The sequence below is a fragment of the Halorubrum salipaludis genome, assembly GCF_002286985.1.
GTDB lineage: Archaea > Halobacteriota > Halobacteria > Halobacteriales > Haloferacaceae > Halorubrum > Halorubrum salipaludis.
Genome location: NZ_NSKC01000011.1, coordinates 82,758 through 107,345, shown reverse-complemented (window position 1 = coordinate 107,345; position 24,588 = coordinate 82,758). Strand labels below are relative to the sequence as shown.

The window sequence follows — 24,588 nt, the reverse complement described above, 5'->3', positions numbered from 1 at the left end:
GTGTTGTCGATCCTATAATCGTATTCGATGAGCTGCCTGCCAACACGCTCTACGTACCGAGTGTCCCGATCCCCCCAACTATATCATCTGACCGTCAGTAAACAGGATAATGGCAGTCACGCTCGCTGAGCCAACGGTGCTTGCTGCCGCGAAAGACACACTGTATCCCGATATTGACACGAGCCCGGATCAGTACGCGGTCACGGAGACGCAGTTCACTCAATCCACGTGGGGCGGCTGGACCATTCCTGATTCGCTTCGTAACCGGCTTGCGCCGTATAACACGATCCGGCTCGCTGCCGGCGAACCCGACTTACTCGGCGTCGGGATGCCAGCCACTGATGTTCTGAACGGTGATGCGGCGACGAAACCAGTCACGGTGATCGAAGCGAAAGGTCACAATGCTGACCCGGCCGCCGCAGACGTCGCTCGCGGTATTACCCAGGCACACGCTCACCTTCCTGAAGTTAACCTCGGCTACGTCGCGGCACCGGCCACCAGCATCACCGACGCAGCACGCGCACAAGCGCGGAATCTTAACGTCGGTGTTATCGCTGTCGACGATACGGAATCGGCCCGTGTCGTCGAGCCCGCTCGGGTTACTGGGGCCGGTGAGTTCTCAACCACGATCGACGCGGTGCGACTACAAGCATCCACGCACCAGCTCACCGAGGGGAGCTTTCCGGTAAACCACCCGAAAAACTATCTGGGGTACGCGCTCGCGCTTGCTGCCGACGGCGACACTGACGCTGTCTACGCTGAAAATGTCATCAACGCCATTTCTGGTGGGCGACGCGGAGCGATTCTGTTGAACCTCGTCGACGATCAACCCAACGGGGACTCACTCACACACCTTGGCGCAGAAGTTGTGCGATTCGCCCGCAATCAACACGGTAGTGTCACGGCTGCGCTGGCCGAGTTCGACACGTGGACTGGTAGTCGAACACGGTTCACTGAGCTCGCTCCGCGATGGGCACAGCTCGCACGCTCTGTCGCTATCCAGTACGAGCCGACGCGACTCATCATCACCGCACTCGAACGGCTTCACGAAAACGGGGTCTCTGAGCCGACGCTTGCCGATGTCGCTCTGGAAGCTACGCGTATTAATCAGCCACTCGCCGTTGAGGTGTTCTTCACACAACATCGTCGTGATGCTGTCCTCACCGCTGACGGAGAGATTGCTGAATCAGAGCTTGCTGACCCTACCGTGTATAAATCTGGCATCCACTTCCAATTCAAGTATCAGCTCTACCACCTTGGCATCCTCACTACTGGTGGCACAGACGACAAGCAAGCCGTATTGAACAATCCGTGGCGTTTGGAGCATGCTATCGGTCTCTCTCGGTAACTGCCACCCAGTAAGTGTCTTCAGGCGTTGATCTTGGCACCTTCGGCAACTGGACTCCAGCAACGCTGGGACGTTCTCACCCCGCTACGATAGCTATAAGATAGATTCGCGTCCTCTGGGATTCAGATGACATTCTGCGCCGATTGTGGTGTGTTACTCGCACCAGGTAATGCCGAGGAATGCTGTGATAACTGCGCTCCGGATGGTGCTCCAACCGTTTCTCGTGAGAAGGGAGATCTAGTATCGTCGCTTGAGGGGCTTCAGTCAACAAAAAGCGGTCATATACTCAAGAAAGATGCGGTGAAGTGGCTCAACTCTCTCGACAAGCCCAATCAAGTGGAACTGAAAAGATCAGTTCTTGCGAAGCCGGCGGGGTTCGAAGGCAGCACTCACGAGACCGATATCTCGAACATTCGAATCTCCGGCGATGCGAGATTCGTGGAAACGTTCGCGGGCCTATTGACGTGTCTCCTTGATTTTGAGGATGACGAGACGCGTGTCGAGCTTAACCTGAGCCGGACGAAAGTTCGAGATACCAAGCAGTATACCGGGAACTATGCTCTCTATCTGTCGGTTGCTGAGCGGGGGAGTTGACCAGTTAATACATTCGCCTCACGGCAGGCTGTTGTTGTAAAGAGAATCGTAGCTACGATTCGCCCCCTCGTCGTCGACGTGATAATTGGTGACTCTACTTAAGACAACAATATCACTTGTCAACGACAGTCGCTTCCTCGGGGGGAGCGATCCCAATCTCGGCGGCACCGCGCTCGATCTCCTCAGGGGTCCTCCCCTCGGCCTCGGCGAGCAGCGCGGTGAGCTCCTCGTCGGAAATGATGTCGGTGTCGGCAGGGGTTTCGCGGCTCATGTCTTCTTCTACTTATTGCGAAGGAATAAACCGGGGTGATGGTTCACCACCGTCCGACCGCGACGGCGGCCGTCTTGGTGACCCGAGCACGCTGATCGACGCATAATCGAAATCCCAGCCCCACACTACAACAATCATGACCCGAACACTCCACGTCGGGATCAAGTCCGCGGATCGTAGCGGCCTCGAGGAACGGCTCGAAGCAATTGATGCCGGCGACGATGTCGAACCCAGCGAGCCAACGCTGTCGATCGAAGACCTCGAGACGTTCGGCCGCGTCTTCCGGTCGACCAACCTCGAACTCCTCGAAGCAATTGTTGAGCACGATCCAGAGAGCATCCGAGAACTCGCTCGCCTTATCGACCGGAATCCACTGGAGGTCCTCGACAACGTGAATGAGTTGGCGGACTACGGGCTCCTGGAGTTCGAAGAGAACGGCAGCGCGAAGCGCCCCGTCGTGTGGTACGACGAGATCGACGCGGACCTCCCGCTCATATAGGCGTCGGGACGCGAGCGCAAGGCGAACGCCTGAGCGCTGAGATACCGATGACTGACGATGTCTATCCAGAGAATTCCCGACCTGACTGATACTACCATGTAGACCGAGATGCCGACTGGTTCTACGTCGACGCCGAACTGACGTCAACGATCTCCCTTGGGCCTGCCACCGACGGGGAGCCAAGTGATGTCTGGTGTGACTGGTTCGTGTGTAACAACTATGTGGACTATTATCGAGAGATATTAGTTGGGTTATACAGCGGATTAGTTCTGTGAAATGAAGAGAATATATAATGTGAAAACAAACGGCGTATCGACTATGAGCGGACAACGAGAGATAATATCGGTAGCTCTCACACCCCATATTCGATATGAAATCGAAGATTGACGTAGTAGTAAGATGACTCTCACACACCGTCTTCGATATGAAATTGGTTCTTCCACAGCGAAAATTGCTCTAAATCTAATTTGTACGGTCTAATACGGCAGTATTAGTGTTTTGTTCGAGCATTTCATCTCGAAGAACCTGCTACCATTCCTCACGATGAAATCTCGTGGACGGTTTCGGATACAGTGTTTTTGTATTTCATTTCGATGACGGGGTGTGTGGATGGGGCCGATTTCTGGGTTAGATGGCTTCATATCGGCGGAGGGGTGCTCACTTCGAAGAAGATCTACTGCGGACAGGGCTCTGAGGTGGGATTTCATTTCGAAGAAGGGGTGTCTGTCTTGCTGTCTGAGATTTCATATCGATGGCGGGGTCTTCACTTCGAAGTTGGTGTGTGATGATATGAAAGAGGCAGGAAATTCATTTCGACGGAGGGGTGTTCATATCGACAACACCTCCTTCATTTCGACTCTACCCCCTTCATTTCGACAAAGGTTATTAGCGGTTAGATCACAATGACCACTATGGAAGGCGACGAAACCGACTCGGGGCAGCCAGATACCGAGTCTGGTGGGTCACAAGAGTCCGGATCATCTGTCGTGGATAGCATCCTCGATGGCGACGTACAGACTGTTTTTGAAAACAAGGACCTCGTAGACTCGAGTACGATTGTCGATCAGGATCGGATCTACGGTCGGGACGAGCAACTCGCTGCCGAAGCTCGGGCGTTTCGGGACACTCTCGATGGTGAGCGACCGCCGGATCTGCTTTTGTATGGTCCCAGTGGAACAGGCAAGACCCTGACCGTGAAAGCCGTCGCGAACAAAGTCAAAGAACGAGCTCAGGAGAGCGGTATTGAGTTCGACTTTGTGGCAGTCAATTTCAAAACGATGGAGTCTCACACGCTCGACCGCGCTGTGTGGAAGCTAGGCCACCAGACGGCACGGAAAGCGGGCGTGGTTTGGGATGTCCCTCGGTCGGGTGTCTCGACCGATATGAAATACACTCGGCTCTACGAGATCGTCGACGATCACTTCGACTCACTCGTGTTCATCCTCGACGAGATCGACGCGCTGACCGGCAGTACGGGCGCAGACGAACCGGCGTACTCTCGACTACTCTATAGTTTGAGCCGAGTCATGTCTGAACAGCATGTTGATACGCAGCTGTCAACGGTGGTTGTCACTAACTACCCGAAGTTCCGCGAGAACCTGGACAGCCGGACTGACAGCTCCTACAATCCGAACGGGATTCACTTCTCGGATTACGACGCCAACGAACTCATCGAAATTCTCGAACGACGTCGAGATGCGTTTAAAGACGACGCCCTCGAAGACGGAGTAATCGAGATCGTGGCTGCGTACGGTGCTCAAAACGAAGGTGACGCGCGTCGCGCGATCGATCTGCTCCGGGATGCTGGAGAGATCGCGAACCGGGCGGGCGACCCGGTGGTGACGCAGGATCACGTCAGATCGGCAAACGACTCTGTGGTGAAGAACCGGGTCCTTGAGATCGTTGGTGGGATGTCTGTCCAAAAGAAACTATCTCTGTACGCTGCCGCACTTGTCGCGAAAGAGAATGAAGGAGCGGCTCCGAGCCCTGTGGTGTACGACATCTACAAAATTCTCTGTGAGGGAAGCGACATGGAAATCTACACACAAGAAACAGTCAACAGCCACATCAATAAAGCCGGAACGTACGGTGTTCTGGAAAGCGAACGGGTTAGTGGTGGATTCAAATCGGGTGTTCACTTGGTTTTCAAGTTCACCGAGCCCGTTGGGGCTGTTCTAGATACATTGAGCGCGGACGAGCGACTCCAAGAGATTCCTGCGAAAGAACTTGGGGAGGTTGTGAAGAGACGGTTGCGGGATTAGTAGTCCGGTCCGCACAGCCAGTTCGTACTCTTTATCAACCGGCTGTTTCAGATGTCGTCCGAAATAGTTCGAGGTCCTAGTTATTGAGATTGGACTCAATATCCTCAATTGGGTGCCCATCTCGGCTGAACTGTTTGTAGTCCTCAAACGCGTCGTCGCGACCAGCGGGGAGGATCACGATTCCGGTCATGCTTGAGTGGAAATCATTAGTGGGAAGCAATTAGCTGGCTACAACTTTCTCTATTGAAACCCTCAGGAAATGGTGTATTCTGCCCTGCTGAATCCGCAAAAGCAACGCTATCCCGCCGGTTTCTGCGGATTCAACAGAGCAGAGCGTTCCAACTCAGACGCGAACTCGACGCAAACCCGGACGAAAAGCGCTCAAACACGCCATCAAAGTGACTCTCTGAAATCAACAATGTGCTACACAAGAGCGACGGTACAATCTCTCTTGTGTATGTATGCTTATAACAGACACTATAAATTCATATTATAAATTTATATCATGTAGCATACATATATCGGTGAACCTTGTTTAGACGTTTTTAATGCCAGACTACGACGATTTTGAGGAGTTTGTAGAACGGCTTCAAGAAATTGAGTCGATGGGGTACATCAAAACCCATAGAGCAGGAAATACGGGAATCGGGAAGACACTTGAAGATCTTCTCAGGATTGAAGAGAACAATATCCCCGGTCCCGATGCAGCTGGTGTTGAGCTGAAATCAGCTCGTCGGAACTCGGGGAGTATGATGACGTTGTTCACTAAAGAGCCGCCCCGAGGCAGCCGAGAACTGTGGGCGTCATCACTGGTGGAGAAGTACGGCTATGAAGACGATGATGGACGACCGGCCCTGAAGATCACACTTCACGTGGATCAATTCAATAATCAAGGATTCCGTACCATCACTGATGAAGACGGCGTCCACATCGAACACGAAGACGACGGAATTGTCGCTACATATCCTCTCGACTACCTTCGAGATGCATACGAGGAGAAATTCCCGGAGATGGTTCTTGTGGAAGCAGACACACAAACCATCGATGGCGACGAGTATTTCTGGTATAACGAAGGGTACTATCTGGAAGGCTTCAACGGCGAGGAGTTCCTGAACCTAATTCGAGAGTCAATCATCAATATCGACCTGCGGATGCACCTACGGGACTCGGGTGGCGCACGCAATCACGGAACAGCATTCAGAATCAAGGACACAAGCAAACTCGATAGAGCATTTGAAACCCGTTCCCAGCTTATCGATGGGGTCAGTCGAGACCCAACTGTTACCGAGGATCCGCAAAAAGGACTCTCTGATTTCTAGGGCGCTCGAAGGATGACGATATTTTCGTTTGCCATCAGATTGCCCTTAGTCCCTTCCACATTCTCTGGCGCGTTTTCCCATGGAAGGGTCTTGGTCGGAATCTCTCTTGGGAGATTAACATCAAATTCGTATTCGAGAGATTCGCAGAGTTCTCTGGTAATGAGGTGCGTCGGAATGTTCACTCGACTCATCGTCCGATTAGCAACGACCCACGCCACAGGCTGGTCTGTCTTCGTGATCTTCGCTACTTGCTCCATCACCGCATAGTAATCTCGGAAGAAGTCTAAGGCGTCATCTGATCGCCCATCTTTCTCTCTGAGAGTATCAAGGGTTGTTTTGAGAGTAGGAGAGTATTCTTCTAAGTTCGAGACAGGTTCAAGAACATCATATCGTCCCCCAAGCCCCGTTTTGTCTACATCCTTCATCTCATCATAAGTGACCTTCCCCGTGAGAAGCGCAGGATCTTGAGAGAATTGACCGTAGGCGACTGTAGTTTGATGATCTCCGTACGGCGGCGACGTGATAACAATATCGGCCTGATTCTCTCCAACATCCTCCACGGCAGTTCGTGAATCAGAATAGTGGATAGTCGTATCGAGATCGTGATCTACTCGATTAGAGTAGTCCTGCATCTTCTTCATGTTCTGCTTCAGCTTTTTCGTGAAGATGGGTTCTACATCCGGGTTGTGTTCGACCCGATCTTCTTCAGACAGCCTGTACCGCTTATACTCTCCGTTCCTCTGGTAGGATACTTTACGGGTCGTATGCGAGAGAACGATGCGAAAGAAGCGTGCATACGCCTCTCCAAACGCATCTTCAACTGAATCGATACGGTCTCGGATCGCAGTCAGCTCGTGAATTTGTGGTTCAGGAAACCATCCATCTCGAACCTCAGGCATCTCTAGCCAATCAACTTCACCCAGCTGATCGTACTCCTCTCTAACATCCCGCAAGTCCTGAGATAGACCGTTAATCAAAGCATCTCTGGCTTCACTCAGACTCCCACGTTCTAGAGGAATCGCCTTCGCTTTAGAGAGCATCACTGCAAACGGATTGATATCGTTTCCTTCAGCGTTCAATCCGTGAAGTCGTCCCTCCACAGCAGTTGTTCCACTCCCACTAAATGGATCATATACGAGATCTCCCTCTTCGATCACACCCTGATTTTTGTAGTATCCAAGAAGTGTATCAGGGATTTCGGGAACCATCCGAGCAGGATAGTTGTGAAGCCCGTGGGTGAGATACTGGGTGTCAGTACCCTCGAACGTCCAGTTGATATCTTGTAGATCATCCACACCGTCAGATGTAGATAGGGTGGTCTGTCGGTGATCTCGCTTCATTACTTGTACCCTACTTCTGAACACGCATAGTTGATTCTGTTCATGTTTACTTTATAGTGTAAATCAATATCGTAAATGAAGAATATTAATACCCAGTGGAATCGCCTCAACTAATAGTGGTACGCTTCAACGAGTGTGACGAAGCGATTCTCTCTCATCTCCAAGAGGGTCGTGTAACATCAGCGTACCTCGAAACTGAAATCGAGTGGTCAAGATCCTATATCACTCAACGTCTTAAACGGCTTGAAGAACACAGGCTAGTTCAAAATCTGGGAGACACAGGGTTGTATGAATTAGATACTAATGAGTCTGACATAGGCTCATAGGAAGAGCCATCTCGTTTTACCTATTCCTGTAGTAGAACGTGTCATAGAATCAATCTCATGGCTTGAGCCTCTCGCGGGCAGGGTTGTTACCCCGCTCAAAGTTGGTGATGGCAACGACGAATCGGAGACACTTCACCGTTAATTAAACATGACCGAATTACAGGACGAACATATAATCCTCTGAGGATTTCGCTTATAGAGACGCTGCTACCCGGGTGAATCACGTCTAACGACAAAATTCTGCGCCTTGTGAGATATGGGACGATTCCACAGCTCGTTGATCCATATGGATCTCAGCTATCGACATTGCCAAAATTATCGCCTGACTGGACCGCGGCATCATATTGATCGGCAATCCGTCGATGGCGTGCCAGAATGGTCTGTATATTCGAGTTCGAGCCCCGGCAGTCAATGTTCACCTCCTCAGCCTGCCAATTATTATCCTGCTTGCCCTCCCACACACCATAGAGCGTTACTTTCGGCAGTTTGAGTACACCGAAGAGGATTGTAAGGTAGTATAGAGTTTCGACTAACTCAAACCAACTTACCGTGGTTCTGGGGGGAACCTCCTGCTTGAATGCCAGACGCTGCGCAAGAAGGGAGTGGTCGTGGGCTTCGTCAACGAAGCCGTGGTCGTTACTGAGGAGCAAGGGTTCCTTTCGACTCGACGCTGTATATTCAGCATACCCCTCAATGATGTTCGAGTCACCCGGTTCACTATCAATCAGGTCGACGTTTCGTGAACCAATTAGCTGTTGATAAACTTGAATTCCCAGCCGTCCCTCTCGCTTTGCGCCGGCAGGTTGATCAGCGAGTGTTTCGAACTCCGACCCAAAGGCGTCTACCAATTCGTCAGTGTCGAAGTGGGTGTACTGCCAATGAAGTTCGTCAACAACCCCATTCGACAGCACGTAGCCGTTAGTAGGCTGCCGGCCTGCACTATTTTTTGATCCAGTGACGTGGTCTAGTCCCATCTGGTGGGGAAACTCCCAGGGGAACAGATTGGTGTCAATCCCGACCATAATGGGGTCTTCACCGGCTTCGACAGCTGGGTAGCAATGTCGGTCGATGTACTGCTCAACTGTCTGCTGATTCGCAAACTCGAGGACTCCCGCGCTCGTGAGCGCGCGGATTACCGTTTGTGTGTCTGGAAGATCGTCCGCGGGGCGGTCCCCATACTGAATTTGTATTTCGGATTTTCGCTCGTTAAGCGCTTCGATGGTGTCAGTAAAGCTCACCGTCGCTACTGGGTTTTCCCGGTCGAGTTGAACACGAAACAGCGTGCCAACGTCGTCACCTGGGTGTTGAACAGCAAATGAATGCTCACCAAGATCATACAGCCCGTTGATTACCGTCATCAGATGCTGTCTTGAGATATTCATGAGTCCAGGAGCTCCGCAAAGTCGATGAGAGTCGTTGCAGTCCGAGGAATCACGGAGTATATCTTTCCGAAGTACTCGTCTGAATCGAGGTGATTATAGTAGACGTGATCAGCGCCATGGCTCATTCCGGTCTGGAACGCGATCGCAGACATAAACTTCCGACCAGGGGTAATATCGACGGCGACGGTGTCGTTCCTGCCGGCCTCCTCGATTGGATCGAGGAAGTGCGCCACAATTTCGGCAAATTCTAATTCACTGCTCAGTTGGCGAACAGCCACGTCGCCGTTGTGGTTGCCATAGGCAGTCATCACATCTTCCATTAGCGACGAAATCATGGATTCATACTCTGAAACACTCGGGTTGGACAACAACTCAACGGAATTTGGAACGAACCCGTCTTCACAGGCTCCGATTAACGGGTTGAGTACCGACTCAGGGTGGGTGCTCATTGACGTAATCCAGATATTGGTCATTGTCCAACTATTTTATCCACGGCGTAAATAGATAGCGTAAAGTTCATAATAATAACTCGACTGTAGAGGGTGAGCCGGCGCCCTGATTAGATATCAGATATCGTGAAATGATAAATGCTTATCAATGGTACGACTGTACGTAGCACGTTGATGCAGACATTGGCAGAGACTGCCACGCGATGCGAGGACCGGCCGGAACTCGCTCGCTGGTTCCAGGACGGTCTGCGAACAAAAGATGGTCCCCTCAACATGGGTGATGTCGAGCTAGCCGTTATTGAGGAAGCCCTTACTTCGATCAGCCGCGGCAAGAACGTCACGATTGTCAATCCACTACCGGGTAATGAGGTACTACTCGGTGTCTGCCTAGGATATCTTCGAGTACAAAATCCAAGCTTTCCAAGGAACGGGATCGTCGGGCAAGGGAAGTCTCTCTGTCTGCTACCATCCTTGTCGCGAGGGTATGTGACGTTATTTGACGAAGTCCGCCGCAATGGAATCGGCAAGACTCCACCACTCCTCGACCGCACGTCGATCGATAAAGTGAGCAGCGTTTCTGGCTCGGCAAGCCTGTTTACCGCGAAACACGGGATTGAATTGGATAACTGCCCGAGCGATCTTGGTGTCCTAGTCGTCGACCTTCGGAAAAAAGAGTGGCGTGACCCTCGTCGACGGCTTGAGGAACTCAAGTCGTATGTGAAGGGACTCTCTATTCCCGTGGTCTATTATGTGAATGAGACCCAACCAGCGTTTGAGTCGATACTCTCGAACACGTGGCACATCGAGTTAGACAACACTTTGCTCTCGACCGCACGTGTAAACGAGAATACGGACGCATCCGTCGCCTCGAAATACGCACAAATCCTCTCCTCGGGTGAGCGTCGTGTCGCTCTCCAGCGAGTCCACTACCCGAAAATGCGATCTGTCGTGACTGACTTAGCGAACATGAAACAAGATCTCCGTCACGTGCCCGGACTCGCAGTTGAGGTTGGCTGGCTGTTCAACCTCCTGACTGAGCTACCGGTACGCCCCCAACATTGGGAAGACGCGGTCAAAGACAACTACCACCACCAATCGGTGGGTGATCTCATTGCAAACCTCCGGGGGAAGGCTCAAAACCTGGATGGGATGACCGCTGATTTGCTTATCAACTACTGTCAAGCAGCTAGCTATCTTCAACAGCTACTCAATACGAAGCACCCGCTGCAAGAGGCATTGTTCGAACGAATTAGCGACGCAGAGGAGGCCGGCACTTTAGCGCGATTCGTTGTCCGGAACGAATATGAGACGAAAGCGATCATCAACGCCCTTGCGGCAGAGGGGGGAACGATGCCCGATACTACTGAGATTATGCCGATCGCAGATCTCGTCCCAGACCCTGACAAACCGACGGTGATAACACGCCCATTGGGGCAGTCATCTCACACCTATTCGTTCCCAGCTTCACGGTCGATGGAGTTTCTCCAGTTCGAGATGTGGGCTGATCATGTCGAACGTCGGCTTGAACGCGAACTCGCAGAGACCGATACAACGATTGAGGTAACAGATTATAACGAGCCCAAAGAACCGCCAGAGCAGAACACTGCGCGGGCAGGGGCAGGAAGCCCCACGCCCGGTAGCCCACAGGCAGCTCAGAGGAGTCCACAAGACGCCGACGAGGAACTACAGGAAGTCGTTGAGGAGGCTTCCCCAAGGGACGCATCAGCGGTTGCCAGTATCGGCGAAAAAAACTACGAAGCCCCCGATTACAAGAACGCAAACGAACTTCTGGATGAGGTACTTGAGGCGGAGTTCAGTGGGGAGAGTGCCAGCACTCAGTCGGGGACAACTGGGGAGGCATCAGGCGAAACTGGGCAAGTCCACACAGACAATACACTGAAGATAGTGTTTACCGATGGAACATCGAGGACCCAATCTTCGCTTAGCCGCGTCACGGTTACTTCTGAAGGGGGGATCGTTCGGGTTCCAGTCGCCGAGCTAGAGCCAGGTGACGAGGTGTTGCTGATGGACGACTCCAGTGGCGACCTCTATGACGTCTTTATTGAATCTGCCCATGATCGAGAGCGCGTCCGTGGGTGTGAATCAACCATTGACCGATGGCGGACTGTTCTCAAGGAGGGACTCGACGACGAGTACACCGTAGAAGGGCTCCTCCGCGAGATGCAGTCAAAAGGGTCGGATATCAGTACTCCAGACACGATTGCAAGCTGGCGATCCGGCCGGACACTTGGTCCCCGAGACCCTGAAAATGTTCGACTTGTACTGGAAATCTTGGATCCGAGCGCAACCTCGCTTGCTGACCCGACGATTTCAGCGCTTAGAGAAATCCGCACCCTCCATCGACAAATCGGGAAGGAAGCCAAGCGGTCTGTCGAAGCTGGAATTGCAACGGATAGTTCGTTACCAGATGAGGTTGCCGACAGTGATGCAGATATCGAAGCAGACACCATGGAAAAAATCGTAGAGGACGTAATCGATGTCGAGTAAAGCACAACAACTCGGACAATTCCTGCTGACGCAGACGCTCGACCGTGCGAGCGGACGAAATACTGCGTACTGTGTCGGCGAACGCCCTGAGGACAAGTTCTACGTCTCGAATATTGCCCCAGAATATGGACGAGACTCTGAGGAGGATTTCGAGGCAAAGACCAAGCCGGTCTCTCACGGATTAGATTGCAAACCAACACCCGGAACGACGGGGACACTCAGGATCACGTTCGACCTTTACTATCCAAGCTTCCCTACCTACGAGGAGTTCAAGTCGCTCCGTGAGCAGGGACTCAGAGCAGCAAAACTCGAAGTCGCTGAGCGCGAAGATGTCGAAATCGAGTCAGTAGACCGTGATGCTGTCTCGGCTGACTCGCTCTATTCAATCGCCGAGGAATTCTACCGGAAGTTCTCTGTATCATTCGAGTATACGGGTGAGTTGCTTTCCCTCCCCAGCGAGATTGAGGATGTTGAAGTACGCCTGCGTGATGCTGTTCGCGAGGCGTTCGCTGATCAGACACAATCCTACCTCGTAACTCCAACCCCGGAAGTTGGTGAGCAACTCGGTCTCTCCCCACCTGAACTTCTCGATATCGGGCCCGAGGAGTTCTCAGAGCTTACCGAGGATGTTCCGACCGTCGATACCGATCACTACCAATGGAACATTGGTCTCGTCTCGAGAGAATCCGATGGCCAGCTTACTGTCGAAATCATTAATCGGCCAATCGCAGGCAACGAAACGACCGACGATCCGTTCGTCTTTAATCCACAGATCGAGGTCGAAGGTGAACTCGAACCCTATACGTTCGATCTCGTTCCGGAAGACTACAGATACGATCAGCAGGTATGGGGCAAAGGACGGAACTGTTCGATCGAAACGGGTGTCGGATCACCACCGACAACAGTGTCGACAACGGCTGTGCCGACCGAGCCAGTCTACGAATTTGAATTCAACGACAGCTACGAGACGGACTTCGACGATCTAACGGGGAGTGCAGCGATCCCGACGCTCGAAGCAATTGCGGAGGGGATGGAGGCGTACTACGAGGACTGGACGACAACGAGACGGTCTGAGATTATTGATGATCTGGATCTGACACCTGAAGAAGCTGAGGAGCTTGATGCTGCGGCCGAGACATTCCATGCTGAAATTGATCGGTTTAAGCATGGGATCGAGATTCTCAGTCGGGATGAACGGTCTCTCAAGGCCTTCCAGGCGATGAATCAGGTGAATTCAAATCAGCATGAGTTCCCTGGTTGGCGGCTCTTCCAGCTCGTGTTCGTCACCTGCAATCTCTCAGGAGTCGTTCAACGTGAGCACGACTGGGCAGAGACAGAATATGACGAGATGGCAGATGTCTTGTGGTTCCCAACAGGTGGGGGAAAGACCGAAGCCTACCTCGGGCTCATCTTATTCAATCTGTTCTATGACCGGCTTCGTGGGAAAAACGAGGGTGTCACCGCCTGGATTCGATTCCCGCTCCGGCTGCTGAGCCGTCAACAGAAAGATCGCTTCATCGAAAGTCTGCTCTACGCTGAACAAATTCGCCGAGATCCGGCCTGGTTTGATGGGACCGGTGCTGAATTCTCGCTCGGATTCTATGTCGGTGGACAGGATACACCGAACGCCATCGGGACAGCCAGGGATACCCTCAGAGAAGCGTTCCAGCAGAGTCAGGAGAAACTCGAACGAGAATGCAAGGTACTCGATGAGTGCCCGCTCTGTGATAGCGAGATCACTGTCGAATATGATGTAGAGAAAAACAGTGTCTTCCACCACTGTTCCGGGGACGACTGTATCGGGCAAATCCCACTCTACGTCGTCGACCGAGACATCTACCGATACATTCCCTCGATACTGCTTGGGTCCCTAGACAAGATCTCCGTTATGGGAATGCAGCCCCGATTTGCAAATCTCCTCGGCAACACCACCACATATTGTCCCGTACACGGTTACGGCTATTCAGGAACCTGTTCGGAGAAGGATCTATTCGACTGTGAAGATCGGATTGAAGATACATCTACAGAGTTCTACGATCCAGTCCCGACACTACATCTGATCGACGAGGTACACTTGCTAAACGAGGAGCTGGGGACCTTCGCATCCCACTATGAAACGACGTATCTGTCTCTCTGTGAGCAGATCCATGGAAAGACACCGAAAATCGTGACATCGACAGCGACCATCTCCGAGTATGAACGCCAAATTCGCAATCTATTCCAACGGGATGCAGTTCGGTTTCCGAACGATGGGCCAGTGCAGGGAGAAACCTTCTATGGGCACCTGACAGAGACGGTCGAGCGGGAGTATCTCGGGCTCATGCCGTCGAACCGGTCGCATCTCTACGCCGTCCTCGATATCGTTGCAGACATGCATGAGGTGATTCGCGATCTTCGCGCTATGCCGCCAGCTGAGTTAACAGAGGCAATCGGCGTCACCACCCTCACTCCGACTGAGAAAGCAGACCTTCTGGATCTCTATGAAACATCGCTCGTCTACTTCAATAACAAAACCCGAAAAGACCGCTACCGGGAGAATATCGCGAAATACGTCAATCCAAAGCTCAAGCGAGACGGATATGAAGATCCCCTTATCGAGCGACAGTTGACTGCTGACACGGAAGATCCAGAATTCCTCGAACAGCTCGAGGACCCCGGTGACATTCCTTTCGAGGAGCGTATCGATACCGTGCCCTCGACGAGTTTTATCGGCCACGGTATTGACGTCGACCGATTCAACCTCATGCTATTCTTCGGGTATCCACGAAAGACGTTCCAGTACATCCAATCCAGTAGCCGTGTCGGCCGGCAAGCTGACACACCTGGATTCGTTTTGGACGTCTTCGACCCGATCAAGGAGCGAGACAAACACCGGTTCCGGTACTTCGAAAAGATGCACCAGTATCTGGATCGAACTGTCGAGCCAGTGCCGATCGATCGATGGGCGAAGTTCGGAATTGACCGGACATTTACTGGAATTTTCAGCAGCATTCTCTTACAGAGATACCGGCCAGAAATGTACCGCAAGTATGAGATCAGCGAGGATGGCGACACGGAGCGCGCCAACGTCCAGAAAGCATCACACCTCTACAAGCTTATGACAGAAGACCAGTATCCCGAGATCACCGAGGAAACATTCATCGCGGATCTCAAAGCAGCGTATGGGTTAGACCGCGGTGAGGACGTGAATCGGTATTTCGAGGACCAAGTTGAAGCTCGTGTTCGGGACGTCTGGCGATATTGGAAAAACAAACTCGGCGAAATGCACTACCCAGAATTCCCACAAGGGAACGAGCCAATGCAGAACCTCCGAGATATCGGTGAACAAGGCGAAATCACACCGCAGTACAACAATCAAGAGTTCATCCAGCGTCTCACGGAGGGTGAGCAATAATGACGATGGAGCGCAAGAAGTCGAAGTTCCTGTATGACTTTCTCCCAGGGGCGACGTTCAATCACTCTGAAACGAATCTCAGTGGGCTCATCGGATACGTCAATCAGGACTATGACGACCGCGGGCAGCCAATCACGCCCAATCTTCCCAGCCAGTATATCTTCCGCCGGGTCAAGCGCCACGCCAGCAAATGGGACAACTGGGAACAGATGGATTTCAACGAAACGGCGATTGACATCATTCAACCAGGGAGTGCGAACTTCGAGGTGTTCCCGAGAGTATTCGCCTGTGGAAACTGCGGAACTGCAAATCAGTTCCACTATAATGATGTTAAAGATTTTACTGGCACTGGAAATACGATCAACTGCGAGCGCTGTGGCGACGCCCTCCACGATCATCATCAAATGCGGTTCGCCGCCGTCTGTTCCTGTGGCCAGATTCAGGACATCCTTGTCCCGGATCACTGTGGTACAGGCATGGAATTCCGAGAGAGCGGCGTCAAGCTCTCGGATTCGTACTGGCGCTGCACGAATCCCGGGTGTGACTACACGAAGGATTTCCACGGCGGAAAATGCCTCAACGCTACCTGTGATCGGAACGATCTCCGGACACTCCCCCATTCAGCGTCGACGACCTTCTACCCTCAGACCCAAACGCTGGTGAACGTTCGGCAGGATCTCGACACACTCCATACTAACGACCGGTTTCAGGTTGAGATCGTGAGCGATTACCTGCTCGATGATTCTGAACTGGGTGAACCCGACCCCGACACAGTGATGGATCTTGCGATGGATCTGCTCCAACAAGGAGAAGCAGAATCAAACGAAGAAGCTCGTAAAATGGCAAAGGAGCGTCTTGAAGTCGATATCACCGAACATCGCGACGAGACAGCTGCCTTCTTACGGGACGTCTTCGACGAACAGGAACAGGTTAAACTGAGCGAGGAGCTCTTTGAGTACCTCTCGATCACGAATGATTCGTACGACGAAGCAGACTATATCTACTCCTACACGTTTGAGGAGCTCCAGTCAGGGGCTATCGACACGCACCTCGAAAGTGATCAGATTGATGAGTACATCACCGAACGTGATCGGCGCAATCTCTCGCAAGTCAGATTGGTGAAGAATTTCCCAATCACCACCGTGACGTATGGATATACGCGGTTATCGCCGGAGCCCACCGGCGGATTCGGCGGCGATGAAACGCCGGACGATGATGCGGTTCCGCCGGCCCTGAATCTGTTCCGTAGTGGTGAGTGGGCTGAGGGGCAGATCTTCGCTCGAACAAATGATGCCGAAGCCGTCGTGTTGTCACTCGATAAGACAGCAGTGCGTGAGTGGGTCAGCGAGAACTTCACCGGCGAGTTGGCGATTGATGATCTCGATAGATGGTTCCTCTCGCAAGTAACGGATCCTGGTCGGTTCGGCACCATCGATCCAGAAACTGATCCCGTATCACGTGCGGTGTACACGCTGTTGCATACCTACTCGCATGCAGTTATTGACGCGATTGGGGCACTCTCGGGATACGGACGTGAGAGTTTGGTCGAGCATCTGCTCCCAAGGACACTCTCGACAGTGATCTATAAACGAGCAGATACGGACTACAGTCTTGGATCTATTTTTACTCTGTTTGAAGAGCGATTTCTGGATGTCATGGCACAGATCGAAGAGGCGGAGTTCTGTACCTATGACACCATCTGCCGAACTGATCATAACTGTGCATGTGAGGACTGCCTCTTCCTCTCGAACATCACCTGTGCCAATTCAAACAACAATCTAAGCCGCTCCGTCTTGTTCGGCGGGCCGTTTGATAACGAAGAAATCAACGGATTCCTCTAACAGATGGTAGCGATACAATTTCGGTAGTCAAATAGCGATTTATGAGATTGTGTGTTGTGGGCTTCTACTGATTCGCTTCGGGCCGTCGGTCCCATCCTGGGTCGGCACACCCAAGCGAGTGATGCAGACACTCCGCACAAATGAGGCCACTGTCCGGGTCTCCATAGGAGCTGACATCTGCCGCACGAAGGTCAGCGTGGAGGTCATCACGGAACTCAAGCAGCTCCTCATAATCGTATAGGTCAACTTCCGGACCAGCCTCCCCGACGTACACATAGCCGGCCTGTGTGGCTTCCTCATCGGAAAGCCGCTCGTTGAGTGCCTCTAAGTAGAGCAACAACTGGTAGCTTTCTGTAACGTCTTTTCTTTCTTTGGTGTTCTTGTAATCTAGGACCACCAACTCACCAGCCGGATTCCGATAGATCCCGTCAATATACCCCTTCACAACACCGCCGATATCCTCGAGATACCCTTCAAGAACAAACGGCCACTCTGCTGCATGTTGTGTCCACCCGGGCACAGGAGTAGTGAAGAATCGGTTGACCCCGTCTTTGGCACGGGCCCGTTCGCGATCCGAGAGCCCCCGGCGGGTTCCGAGTCTGTCAACGGCGCTGATCCACTCATCTTTCGCGGTATAGTTGTGCCAATATGCCTCTTCAGCGACGTCGTGGAACAGTGTCCCAACCGCTGCATAATCGATCTGCGGATCCGATGACTCCGCGTCACCTGAAGTATCTACTAGCCCTGAATCATCGAACGCATACACAACATGGTCAAGATAATGGCGGCGAGGACAGGATTTGAACGTCTCGAGCGAGGAGTGGCTGTGCTCACGCGCGATTTTCTGCTCTATGTCGACACTGCCTGGGTTCGCTCGAAGGTCGAAGTCCGTCGGATCCACTGGATCAAGTTCGCCAGCACGGAGCTGCCCGGCAAAATCCAGCAGTTGGGATTCTGCTTCCCCGGGATCGACCACGTTCCCCCAGTACGTGATATTCTCTTTCGTCTCAATAGTGCGGTCGTTGACGACGTCTGTTAGGTCGATCGCGGACTGTGGGTGCTCATCTTTGAGTTGCTCGAAACTGCTCGTCAGCGCACTCCAGAGGTTCATTTTTGCGCCGCTAACGCTCCATTCAATCCCGTTTCCGAGGTACTGATCGATCTCACCAGCCGCCACTTGATTGTCATCGGGTTCACCACTGTTTCCGTAGAAGAACAGGTGTTCTTTCGCTCGGGTGATCGCAACGTGGAGCGTCCGCCATTCTTCATGGAGGTCCGCGAGATCTGTAGTCAGCCAGTCTTCATTATTGCCGTCCATCTTCTTTTGAAGGACATCGTAACAGAAGTTTATCTCAGCGTGATTCCCTGGAACGCTCGGCCACTCATCATCCGAGAGGTAAGGAATCAACACAACCTCGAAATCGAGCCCCTTGGCCCCGTGGACCGTCATCAGATTTACTTTGTCATCGACTTTTTCGGCTGATTCGATACGACCCTCAATCGTCTCACGAGAGATCGTCTCCTGTAGGTCGAGGTGGTCAACGAAGTCACTCGTCAGCATCGACTGAATCCCCTTGTCGTCGTAACCTTCGATTTTGTTCTCAAGTTGGGCTAGATCTTGCCGCTCATCTTCTGTGAGATACCACTGGATCTTGGTTCGGTCAAGGAACTTCTCATAAAACCCACTCAGCGAACTGGTTTTCCGAGCTTTCTGCAGATAGGTAATGTCTGAAATTGCCCGCTCTACCCGCTCTGATGCAGCAAAATCGCTCGGATCAGCATCAACCAGTGAGTCATAGAGCCCCTCGTCCTCCTGACTCAGCAGCCGGAGATCGGACTCTGGCAGGCCATAGAGATGTAGGAGCACTCGATAGAGATTCGTGTCGTCGTGGTGATCAACTAAGAGTCGGAAGTAGGAGAGGACAGTCTCCACACCAGGGGACTGCTCACCATCTGAATTTGTGGAGACCGAGAATGGGATACTCTCAGCGTCGAGCTGTTCGGCGACAGTCCGAGCATGGCTGTTCTTCCGGACAATGACTGCGATTTCATCTTTCTCGTACTGGTCGATCTCATCGAACCGGCCTTGTAATAGATGGGAGACGGTCGAGGCGACTTGTTCAGCTTGAGCCTCCCGATCAGGGTAGCCATCGACCTTCACAACTTCATTCTCACCTCGCCCACGATGGGCCGTCAGTTCATCAGTGTGACCGAGATTCGCTGTGAAGTCCAGAATACCCTGATACGAGCGGAAATTAAGATTCAGATCTATCGACGTGATGTCTGGGAAGATATCGGTTAGATCTTCCAGATTCCCCGGGCTCGTCCCTCGCCACTCATAGATCGCCTGATCAGTGTCTCCGATCACGAGCACATCCGAATCTTGCCCAAGGGCGTCAACAACGTCGAGCTCTGCATGGTGGGTGTCCTGAAACTCGTCACAGTAGACGTAGTCCCATTCGGCTCGGATCTCATCGCCGACGGTATCGTCGTTGAGGAGCTCTGCAGCGCTCTGGATCAGCCCATCATAATCGAGTGCGTTCCGCTCTTCGAGGGACTGTTCATAGATGCGGTAGGCTTCAGTGAAGTCGTGGGCCTTCCGGTACAGATCGACGTATTCCTGGAGTCGAATGAACGGGTTCTGATCGATTACCTGGAACCGATTCGAATTCGGATGACCAGTAAAAAGTGACGCAGCGAGCGTTGCGTTTGACCCAGACAGACCGTCTCGGCGGAGATGCTCCTGAACATACTCGACTGTCTCCTCGAACTCCCAGAGATAGTCTGCAATCTCAGTCAAAAATTCGGATTCTCCATCGAATTCATCTATAATCGCCCGTAGCTCTTTACGAAGATCGATCAACCATTGTTTCATCCGGGGGCCTGCACTACCACCATCGGCAAAGAGTGTATCCAGATCCCAGAGTGTCTCACTAGTGTGTTGGATCTCTTGGACAGCCCGGTGTGCTCGCATCACGTCAGACTGGGCTGGAAGCACCGATTCGACATCATCAGGAGAATGGCCCGAGCGTTTGATCTCGCCGATAAAATCGAGTGTATCTTCGAGGATGTTATCTCGAGTGCCGTCACTTCCTGGCGTCATCGGTTCGATAAGGTCGAAGTCGATCTTTTGTACTATCTCCTGTATGAGCGTCGCACTTGTGCTCTCAGTAATCAGCTCGAAATCCGGTGGGTGGTCTGTGTAGTATGCGTACTCGTTGAGAAGCTGATGACAAAACGAGTGATAGGTGTATGAAGAGATATTGTAGCCAAGCGTTGAGTCCAGCTCTTCAGCCACTCGTGTTTCGACGTTCGTTGCCGCCTTGTTCGCAAACGTCAGTGCGAGGATCCGTTCTGGGTTCGCCCCTTGCTCTTTGATCTGGCGTTCGATCTTCCAGACCATGGTGGAGGTTTTACCGGTCCCAGCCCCGGCATTTACGCGGATTTGGGATTCGTTCGACTCGATAACCGCTGGCTGATTCCCCTTTGGATCGATATCGTCTGTATCCGACTCTGGCTCCGACATTAGAACTCGACCCCCCAATTGAAGCGTGGTTTACACATGTCTTTGTATTCACAGTACCGACAGGTTGATTGGAGTAGGCCAGACCTCCATGACTCCGGGATCGTCGTATCCGCTTGGGTAATGTTACTCACAGTTGCTTCCAGTAATTCGTGATTCGACTCACTGTATTCAGAATGCCACTCTGTAAGATCTCGCAGTTCTGGCTCCACAGCGACGCCATCGATACCACTGCCGTCAGTCGTCGTCACTGACTCATGAAGCCCAACAACGACATAGCTCACATCATTAGTATCGACGTCTTGGTCCTCACTTACCCCCCTAATCGCCAACTCAGCCCGAAGTATCGATGAGATATATCCACCGCTATACTCCTCTTGCGTAAGGTATTGGTCTGCTTTGTTCTCTTGTGGGTGAGAGAACGTAATGCCACGAAGCGTTGGAACATAATCATAGACAACGAAGTGACCGTTATTCTGCCTACTAAGCAAGTCAACCCCCGTTTTTACTGTTCTCCCGGCCACCTGGATCCCAGTTGCTGTGCCATGTTCGACGGCCGATGACAGGTGATCGTCCCAATAGTTCTCAAGGTATGTCTGCAGAGCTCGCTTTGTGACTGACTTATCGAATTCTTCCTGCCGGTCAGACAGGTAGAGCCCGTCGTCGGTAAACCGATCCCACTGTCGGTCGACAAAGTTTATCGCCATCTGTGCTGCCGCCTCACTGCTTCCCTCAACCGAATTGAATGTGGTCAGTAACGCTATTCGCAGAAGCTTTCCACGCCGATTGAAACTTTGTGTATTCTCTTCGGGTCGGATTTCGAGCGCATGTGTATACTCCCACTTCTGTGGACACGCAAGGTATGTCTCAATCTGATCGAAATCCAGCATTTCAGCACTCATTGGTCACCAACCTCCCCACGAGCCATCTCTACCTGGCGATAAACCGCATCAGAAAACCGCGGGTCGATCTCAGCTGATTCGATAAGGCTCTGTATTGCGCCAAAGAGCTGCTCTGCATCTTCAAGCGCAACATCTTGATCACCAATTGATGCAGCAGCGCGGACAGCTTCGAGTTGCTCCCATGGCTGTTCGAGGATAATTCGCGACACGTTTCCAGTCGTGTAGACGTCACGTTCGTATTCACCCTCGCCAATCTGCGGGATCTGTAGGGTGTCAGTGATCTGCCGAAGATACCGAGACGGCTGGTATGTACGGTCAAGGGTATCGCTGTCCGCTTCATAGGTGCAGAAATAGAGGTGGTCCTGTGCAGATCGGGCCCCGATTGCAAGTTTCCGTCTGTCCAATTGCCGGTAGTATTCGTTGAGTGGCGACACTGCTTCCATCTCTGCTGGTCGGAACGTGTCTGTAACCGTCTCCGGAGAGACATCCGTCACATTCGGGAAGCCAGTCATCTTTCGCAGCCAGGCGGTCGGGAACAGTGGGGTCAGTGCGAGCCCTTCTGGGTATTCTCCTTCAACGACGTTGAGGAGGAAGACGGCCTTCCGCTGATCGTTTTTCAATACGTTGACTGTGTCCACCAACACGCCTCCCTCTTCGACATCAAGATCATCCGAGTGACTCGAGGTCTGGTAATCCGTCACCGTCCGTTCAAGAATCGAGTTGAACCGGGGCCAAGTCGCATCCAAATAATCAGCGTCATCGACGAACTCGGCCACCTCGAGTAACATCTCCACATGCGAAAACTGATTTTTCGCCTTCGCCTCTTCTTCGGTCTTCGCGATTCGGTCTTTGAGTTGGGTAAGCCGGATCCACGCTTCGAGTTGCCCGACTAAGCTCTGGTTTGAGCGGACGTCTTCGACAATAGCATCCAGTGTATCGGGTTCGATGTCGAGTCGAGTCGTCAGTAGCGTCTGTGCCGTGTCCGACTGCTCATGAATATATGTCGCAAGCCCGTGTAGCTCTCGAACGGAGGGGTCCTGATCAAGGCCAAGCACTGTCGCGGATGCAACAGGGATCCCAGAATGTTGTAGAGCATGGCGCGCTTCCGGTATCGGTCCATTTGCATCCTTTAGCAAGACGCCGATTTCGTCGTACCGGAGATCATGCTTATGCCGGAGATACTCGATTTCATTTGCGACCGTCTGGAGCTGTTCCTCGAACGTTAGCTCCTGAATCAAATACGTATCGTCGGCGAGAGACTCATCGTCGGTAGCTATCTCTTTTCCAGTGGCAAGGTGCTCAGCGATTTTTGAATGTGCCTGGTTTAGATCCCTCTCTGTTGTAAGGGGTTCTGTAGGACTCTCGAGACCGCTACTCTCAGCTGTGCTTTCACCGGGTTCGCTCCACACGCGCTCGATACTCGAATCCGATTCTGCGAGACACACGAGCTCTGCAGATTCAGCTAGGTAGCTCAAGTAGGTGCGTTCAATCGAATTGAATTCCTCGAATTCAGCTACAATGATGGCGTCATACTCGCGTTGCGCCTCTGCCAAGACATCTGGATCCTCAATCGTCTCCAACGCGTTCTGGAGCACTCTCGCCCGCTCGGTTTGCCCGCGCTCGTCGAGCCGATCATGGAAGCGTTCGTTGATAGACGCTAACTCGGTCAGGAAATCATCGTATTCCCCCGTTCCGTCAATGTCGAAACCACCTTGCCAGGTGGCATCCATTAGGATTTGCCCCACATCTCGACCGAAAGAATCCAACTCGGATGGTCCCTCGAAATACTCATGATCCCAGTCGTGCTGGTCAATGACCAGCGCGAGAAACTCGATACGCTCTTCATATGAAATAATGTCCAGCGATGTCTCGCGGGCGAGCAAGTTTCGAGCATGAAATGCGACCGACTGGACGTTTGGGACACCGATCAGATCCAACTCATCACCGAGTGACTGGGTGAGATCTGCGATACCAGTCGGAAGCCGTTTGAGGACGAGAATATCCTTCGTATCATAGTCCTCCTGCAATCGCTCATACAGGTCAACGAGATACGGCACAAGCGACCCGCCTTGAAACGGAATTTCATGAATCGTCCCAGACAGACTCCTCCTACTCATCGATGCCCCTTCTGCTACGGAGCCTGCTGTTAGTTTTCTCTCGCTTCTGACTTGTATATCCGGAATCATCTGAACTCATAAAACTATCTCTGTTGCGATCTACTCTTCCGAAGCGGAATAAGGGTATTCCAGTCAAGTGAACAAGCTATCTGTCTTGTTGAAGAGCGTGAGATGGAGACGTGCGAGGCTACGAAGAAATTGAACGCTTCCGACTGTCCCGACTCCGTGAAGCCTCACTCGTTCCGTCGCGGCGCTATTACCGCGTGGCTCAACAAGGGTCACTCGAAGGAACTGGTGTCCGACCGGATCGACGTATCTACCGATGTTATCGAAGAACACTACGACCAGCATACAGAGGGAGAGAAACGGCAATTGAGAAGAGGATTTTTTGAAATGGACGACTGAGTAGTGATCTATATCCGTAGAAAACTGATAGATATCGGACGCATAGGATAACAAGTAGATAGCACAAATCACTACAAGTGACTGTCGCAAGTAAGCCCGATCTGGTTAT

16 protein-coding genes are annotated in these 24,588 nt (G+C 52.3%); 9 read left to right on the top strand and 7 right to left on the bottom strand.

Translation table 11 applies throughout. The features are described 5' to 3' along the window. Positions 1-109: 109 nt before the first annotated feature. Together CK500_RS15310 and CK500_RS15305 are read left to right on the top strand one after the other, a co-directional pair. Positions 110-1,348 carry a hypothetical protein gene (locus tag CK500_RS15310; RefSeq protein WP_050033738.1) on the top strand — a complete coding sequence of 413 codons (1,239 nt, stop codon included), beginning with the start codon at positions 110-112 and terminating at the stop codon, positions 1,346-1,348. Between the two features lie 126 nt (positions 1,349-1,474). Beyond that, positions 1,475-1,942 (top strand): hypothetical protein, encoded by a 468-nt coding sequence (locus tag CK500_RS15305; protein WP_050033737.1) that lies wholly within the window; start codon positions 1,475-1,477, stop codon positions 1,940-1,942. A gap of 112 nt (positions 1,943-2,054) precedes the next feature. Here the strand turns inward: CK500_RS15305 and CK500_RS15300 are convergent, their stop codons facing one another. Then, entirely contained in the window at positions 2,055-2,213 is a 159-nt protein-coding gene (locus tag CK500_RS15300) for a hypothetical protein (RefSeq protein ID WP_233139232.1), read from the bottom strand. A gap of 136 nt (positions 2,214-2,349) precedes the next feature. On the opposite strand from CK500_RS15300, the gene CK500_RS15295 reads away from it, so the two are divergent. The 3 genes from CK500_RS15295 (at position 2,350) to CK500_RS15275 (ending at position 6,292) form a co-directional block, all read left to right on the top strand. Further along, positions 2,350-2,712: an HVO_A0114 family putative DNA-binding protein gene (locus CK500_RS15295; RefSeq protein WP_050033736.1), complete on the top strand. Its 363-nt coding sequence runs from the start codon at positions 2,350-2,352 to the stop codon at positions 2,710-2,712. Between the two features lie 986 nt (positions 2,713-3,698). Beyond that, on the top strand, positions 3,699-4,973 hold the full coding sequence (locus CK500_RS15285; protein ID WP_095638075.1) for a Cdc6/Cdc18 family protein: 1,275 nt from the start codon (positions 3,699-3,701) through the stop codon (positions 4,971-4,973). A gap of 548 nt (positions 4,974-5,521) precedes the next feature. After that, entirely contained in the window at positions 5,522-6,292 is a 771-nt protein-coding gene (locus CK500_RS15275) for an MvaI/BcnI family restriction endonuclease (RefSeq protein ID WP_095638065.1), read from the top strand. Here the strand turns inward: CK500_RS15275 and CK500_RS15270 are convergent. The 3 genes from CK500_RS15270 to CK500_RS15255 form a co-directional block, all read right to left on the bottom strand. Next, positions 6,289-7,632, bottom strand: coding sequence for a DNA methyltransferase (locus CK500_RS15270; RefSeq protein WP_095638064.1), 1,344 nt, complete (start codon positions 7,630-7,632; stop codon positions 6,289-6,291). The two genes, CK500_RS15275 and CK500_RS15270, sit on opposite strands and share 4 nt — an antisense overlap. Positions 7,633-8,251: 619 nt before the next feature. Further along, entirely contained in the window at positions 8,252-9,340 is a 1,089-nt protein-coding gene (locus CK500_RS15260) for a hypothetical protein (RefSeq protein WP_144049578.1), read from the bottom strand. Beyond that, positions 9,337-9,813: a hypothetical protein gene (locus tag CK500_RS15255; protein ID WP_095638062.1), complete on the bottom strand. Its 477-nt coding sequence runs from the start codon at positions 9,811-9,813 to the stop codon at positions 9,337-9,339. The genes CK500_RS15260 and CK500_RS15255 overlap by 4 nt, the downstream gene beginning before the upstream one ends. Before the next feature lie 150 nt (positions 9,814-9,963). On the opposite strand from CK500_RS15255, the gene CK500_RS17640 reads away from it, so the two are divergent. The 3 genes from CK500_RS17640 to CK500_RS15245 are packed head-to-tail and all read left to right on the top strand — an operon-like array spanning position 9,964 to position 17,532. Then, complete coding sequence (locus CK500_RS17640) at positions 9,964-12,297, top strand: DrmE family protein (protein ID WP_233139230.1); 2,334 nt, start codon at positions 9,964-9,966, stop codon at positions 12,295-12,297. Further along, complete coding sequence (locus CK500_RS15250; protein WP_233139223.1) at positions 12,287-15,691, top strand: DEAD/DEAH box helicase family protein; 3,405 nt, start codon at positions 12,287-12,289, stop codon at positions 15,689-15,691. The genes CK500_RS17640 and CK500_RS15250 overlap by 11 nt, the downstream gene beginning before the upstream one ends. Then, entirely contained in the window at positions 15,691-17,532 is a 1,842-nt protein-coding gene (locus tag CK500_RS15245; protein WP_095638061.1) for a hypothetical protein, read from the top strand. The genes CK500_RS15250 and CK500_RS15245 overlap by 1 nt, the downstream gene beginning before the upstream one ends. Positions 17,533-17,596: 64 nt before the next feature. Here CK500_RS15245 and CK500_RS15240 read toward each other — a convergent pair whose 3' ends face one another. From CK500_RS15240 to CK500_RS15230, 3 genes are read right to left on the bottom strand one after another with little or no spacing between them, the layout of a single operon-like run. Continuing rightward, positions 17,597-21,058, bottom strand: coding sequence for an ATP-dependent helicase (locus CK500_RS15240; protein WP_095638060.1), 3,462 nt, complete (start codon positions 21,056-21,058; stop codon positions 17,597-17,599). After that, positions 21,058-21,957, bottom strand: coding sequence for a PD-(D/E)XK nuclease family protein (locus CK500_RS15235; RefSeq protein WP_095638059.1), 900 nt, complete (start codon positions 21,955-21,957; stop codon positions 21,058-21,060). Before CK500_RS15235 ends, CK500_RS15240 begins: the two co-directional genes overlap by 1 nt. Then, complete coding sequence (locus CK500_RS15230; RefSeq protein WP_144049577.1) at positions 21,954-24,143, bottom strand: PD-(D/E)XK nuclease family protein; 2,190 nt, start codon at positions 24,141-24,143, stop codon at positions 21,954-21,956. Before CK500_RS15230 ends, CK500_RS15235 begins: the two co-directional genes overlap by 4 nt. Positions 24,144-24,245: 102 nt before the next feature. On the opposite strand from CK500_RS15230, the gene CK500_RS16985 reads away from it, so the two are divergent. Then, the gene (locus tag CK500_RS16985; protein ID WP_144049576.1) at positions 24,246-24,479 is read left to right on the top strand and encodes a hypothetical protein; all 234 of its coding nucleotides are present in this window, start codon (positions 24,246-24,248) and stop codon (positions 24,477-24,479) included. Positions 24,480-24,588: the final 109 nt, after the last annotated feature.

What these genes read in the sequence shown, in the direction of transcription:
- CK500_RS15310 (WP_050033738.1), top strand. Translation starts at nt 110, where the DNA reads ATGGCAGTCACGCTCGCTGAGCCAACGGTGCTTGCTGCCGCGAAAGAC.
- CK500_RS15305 (WP_050033737.1), top strand. Translation starts at nt 1,475, where the DNA reads ATGACATTCTGCGCCGATTGTGGTGTGTTACTCGCACCAGGTAATGCC.
- CK500_RS15300 (WP_233139232.1), bottom strand. Translation starts at nt 2,213, where the DNA reads ATGAGCCGCGAAACCCCTGCCGACACCGACATCATTTCCGACGAGGAG.
- CK500_RS15295 (WP_050033736.1), top strand. Translation starts at nt 2,350, where the DNA reads ATGACCCGAACACTCCACGTCGGGATCAAGTCCGCGGATCGTAGCGGC.
- CK500_RS15275 (WP_095638065.1), top strand. Translation starts at nt 5,522, where the DNA reads ATGCCAGACTACGACGATTTTGAGGAGTTTGTAGAACGGCTTCAAGAA.
- CK500_RS15270 (WP_095638064.1), bottom strand. Translation starts at nt 7,632, where the DNA reads ATGAAGCGAGATCACCGACAGACCACCCTATCTACATCTGACGGTGTG.
- CK500_RS15260 (WP_144049578.1), bottom strand. Translation starts at nt 9,340, where the DNA reads ATGAATATCTCAAGACAGCATCTGATGACGGTAATCAACGGGCTGTAT.
- CK500_RS15255 (WP_095638062.1), bottom strand. Translation starts at nt 9,813, where the DNA reads ATGACCAATATCTGGATTACGTCAATGAGCACCCACCCTGAGTCGGTA.
- CK500_RS17640 (WP_233139230.1), top strand. Translation starts at nt 9,964, where the DNA reads ATGCAGACATTGGCAGAGACTGCCACGCGATGCGAGGACCGGCCGGAA.
- CK500_RS15250 (WP_233139223.1), top strand. Translation starts at nt 12,287, where the DNA reads ATGTCGAGTAAAGCACAACAACTCGGACAATTCCTGCTGACGCAGACG.
- CK500_RS15245 (WP_095638061.1), top strand. Translation starts at nt 15,691, where the DNA reads ATGACGATGGAGCGCAAGAAGTCGAAGTTCCTGTATGACTTTCTCCCA.
- CK500_RS15240 (WP_095638060.1), bottom strand. Translation starts at nt 21,058, where the DNA reads ATGTCGGAGCCAGAGTCGGATACAGACGATATCGATCCAAAGGGGAAT.
- CK500_RS15235 (WP_095638059.1), bottom strand. Translation starts at nt 21,957, where the DNA reads ATGAGTGCTGAAATGCTGGATTTCGATCAGATTGAGACATACCTTGCG.
- CK500_RS15230 (WP_144049577.1), bottom strand. Translation starts at nt 24,143, where the DNA reads ATGATTCCGGATATACAAGTCAGAAGCGAGAGAAAACTAACAGCAGGC.
- CK500_RS16985 (WP_144049576.1), top strand. Translation starts at nt 24,246, where the DNA reads ATGGAGACGTGCGAGGCTACGAAGAAATTGAACGCTTCCGACTGTCCC.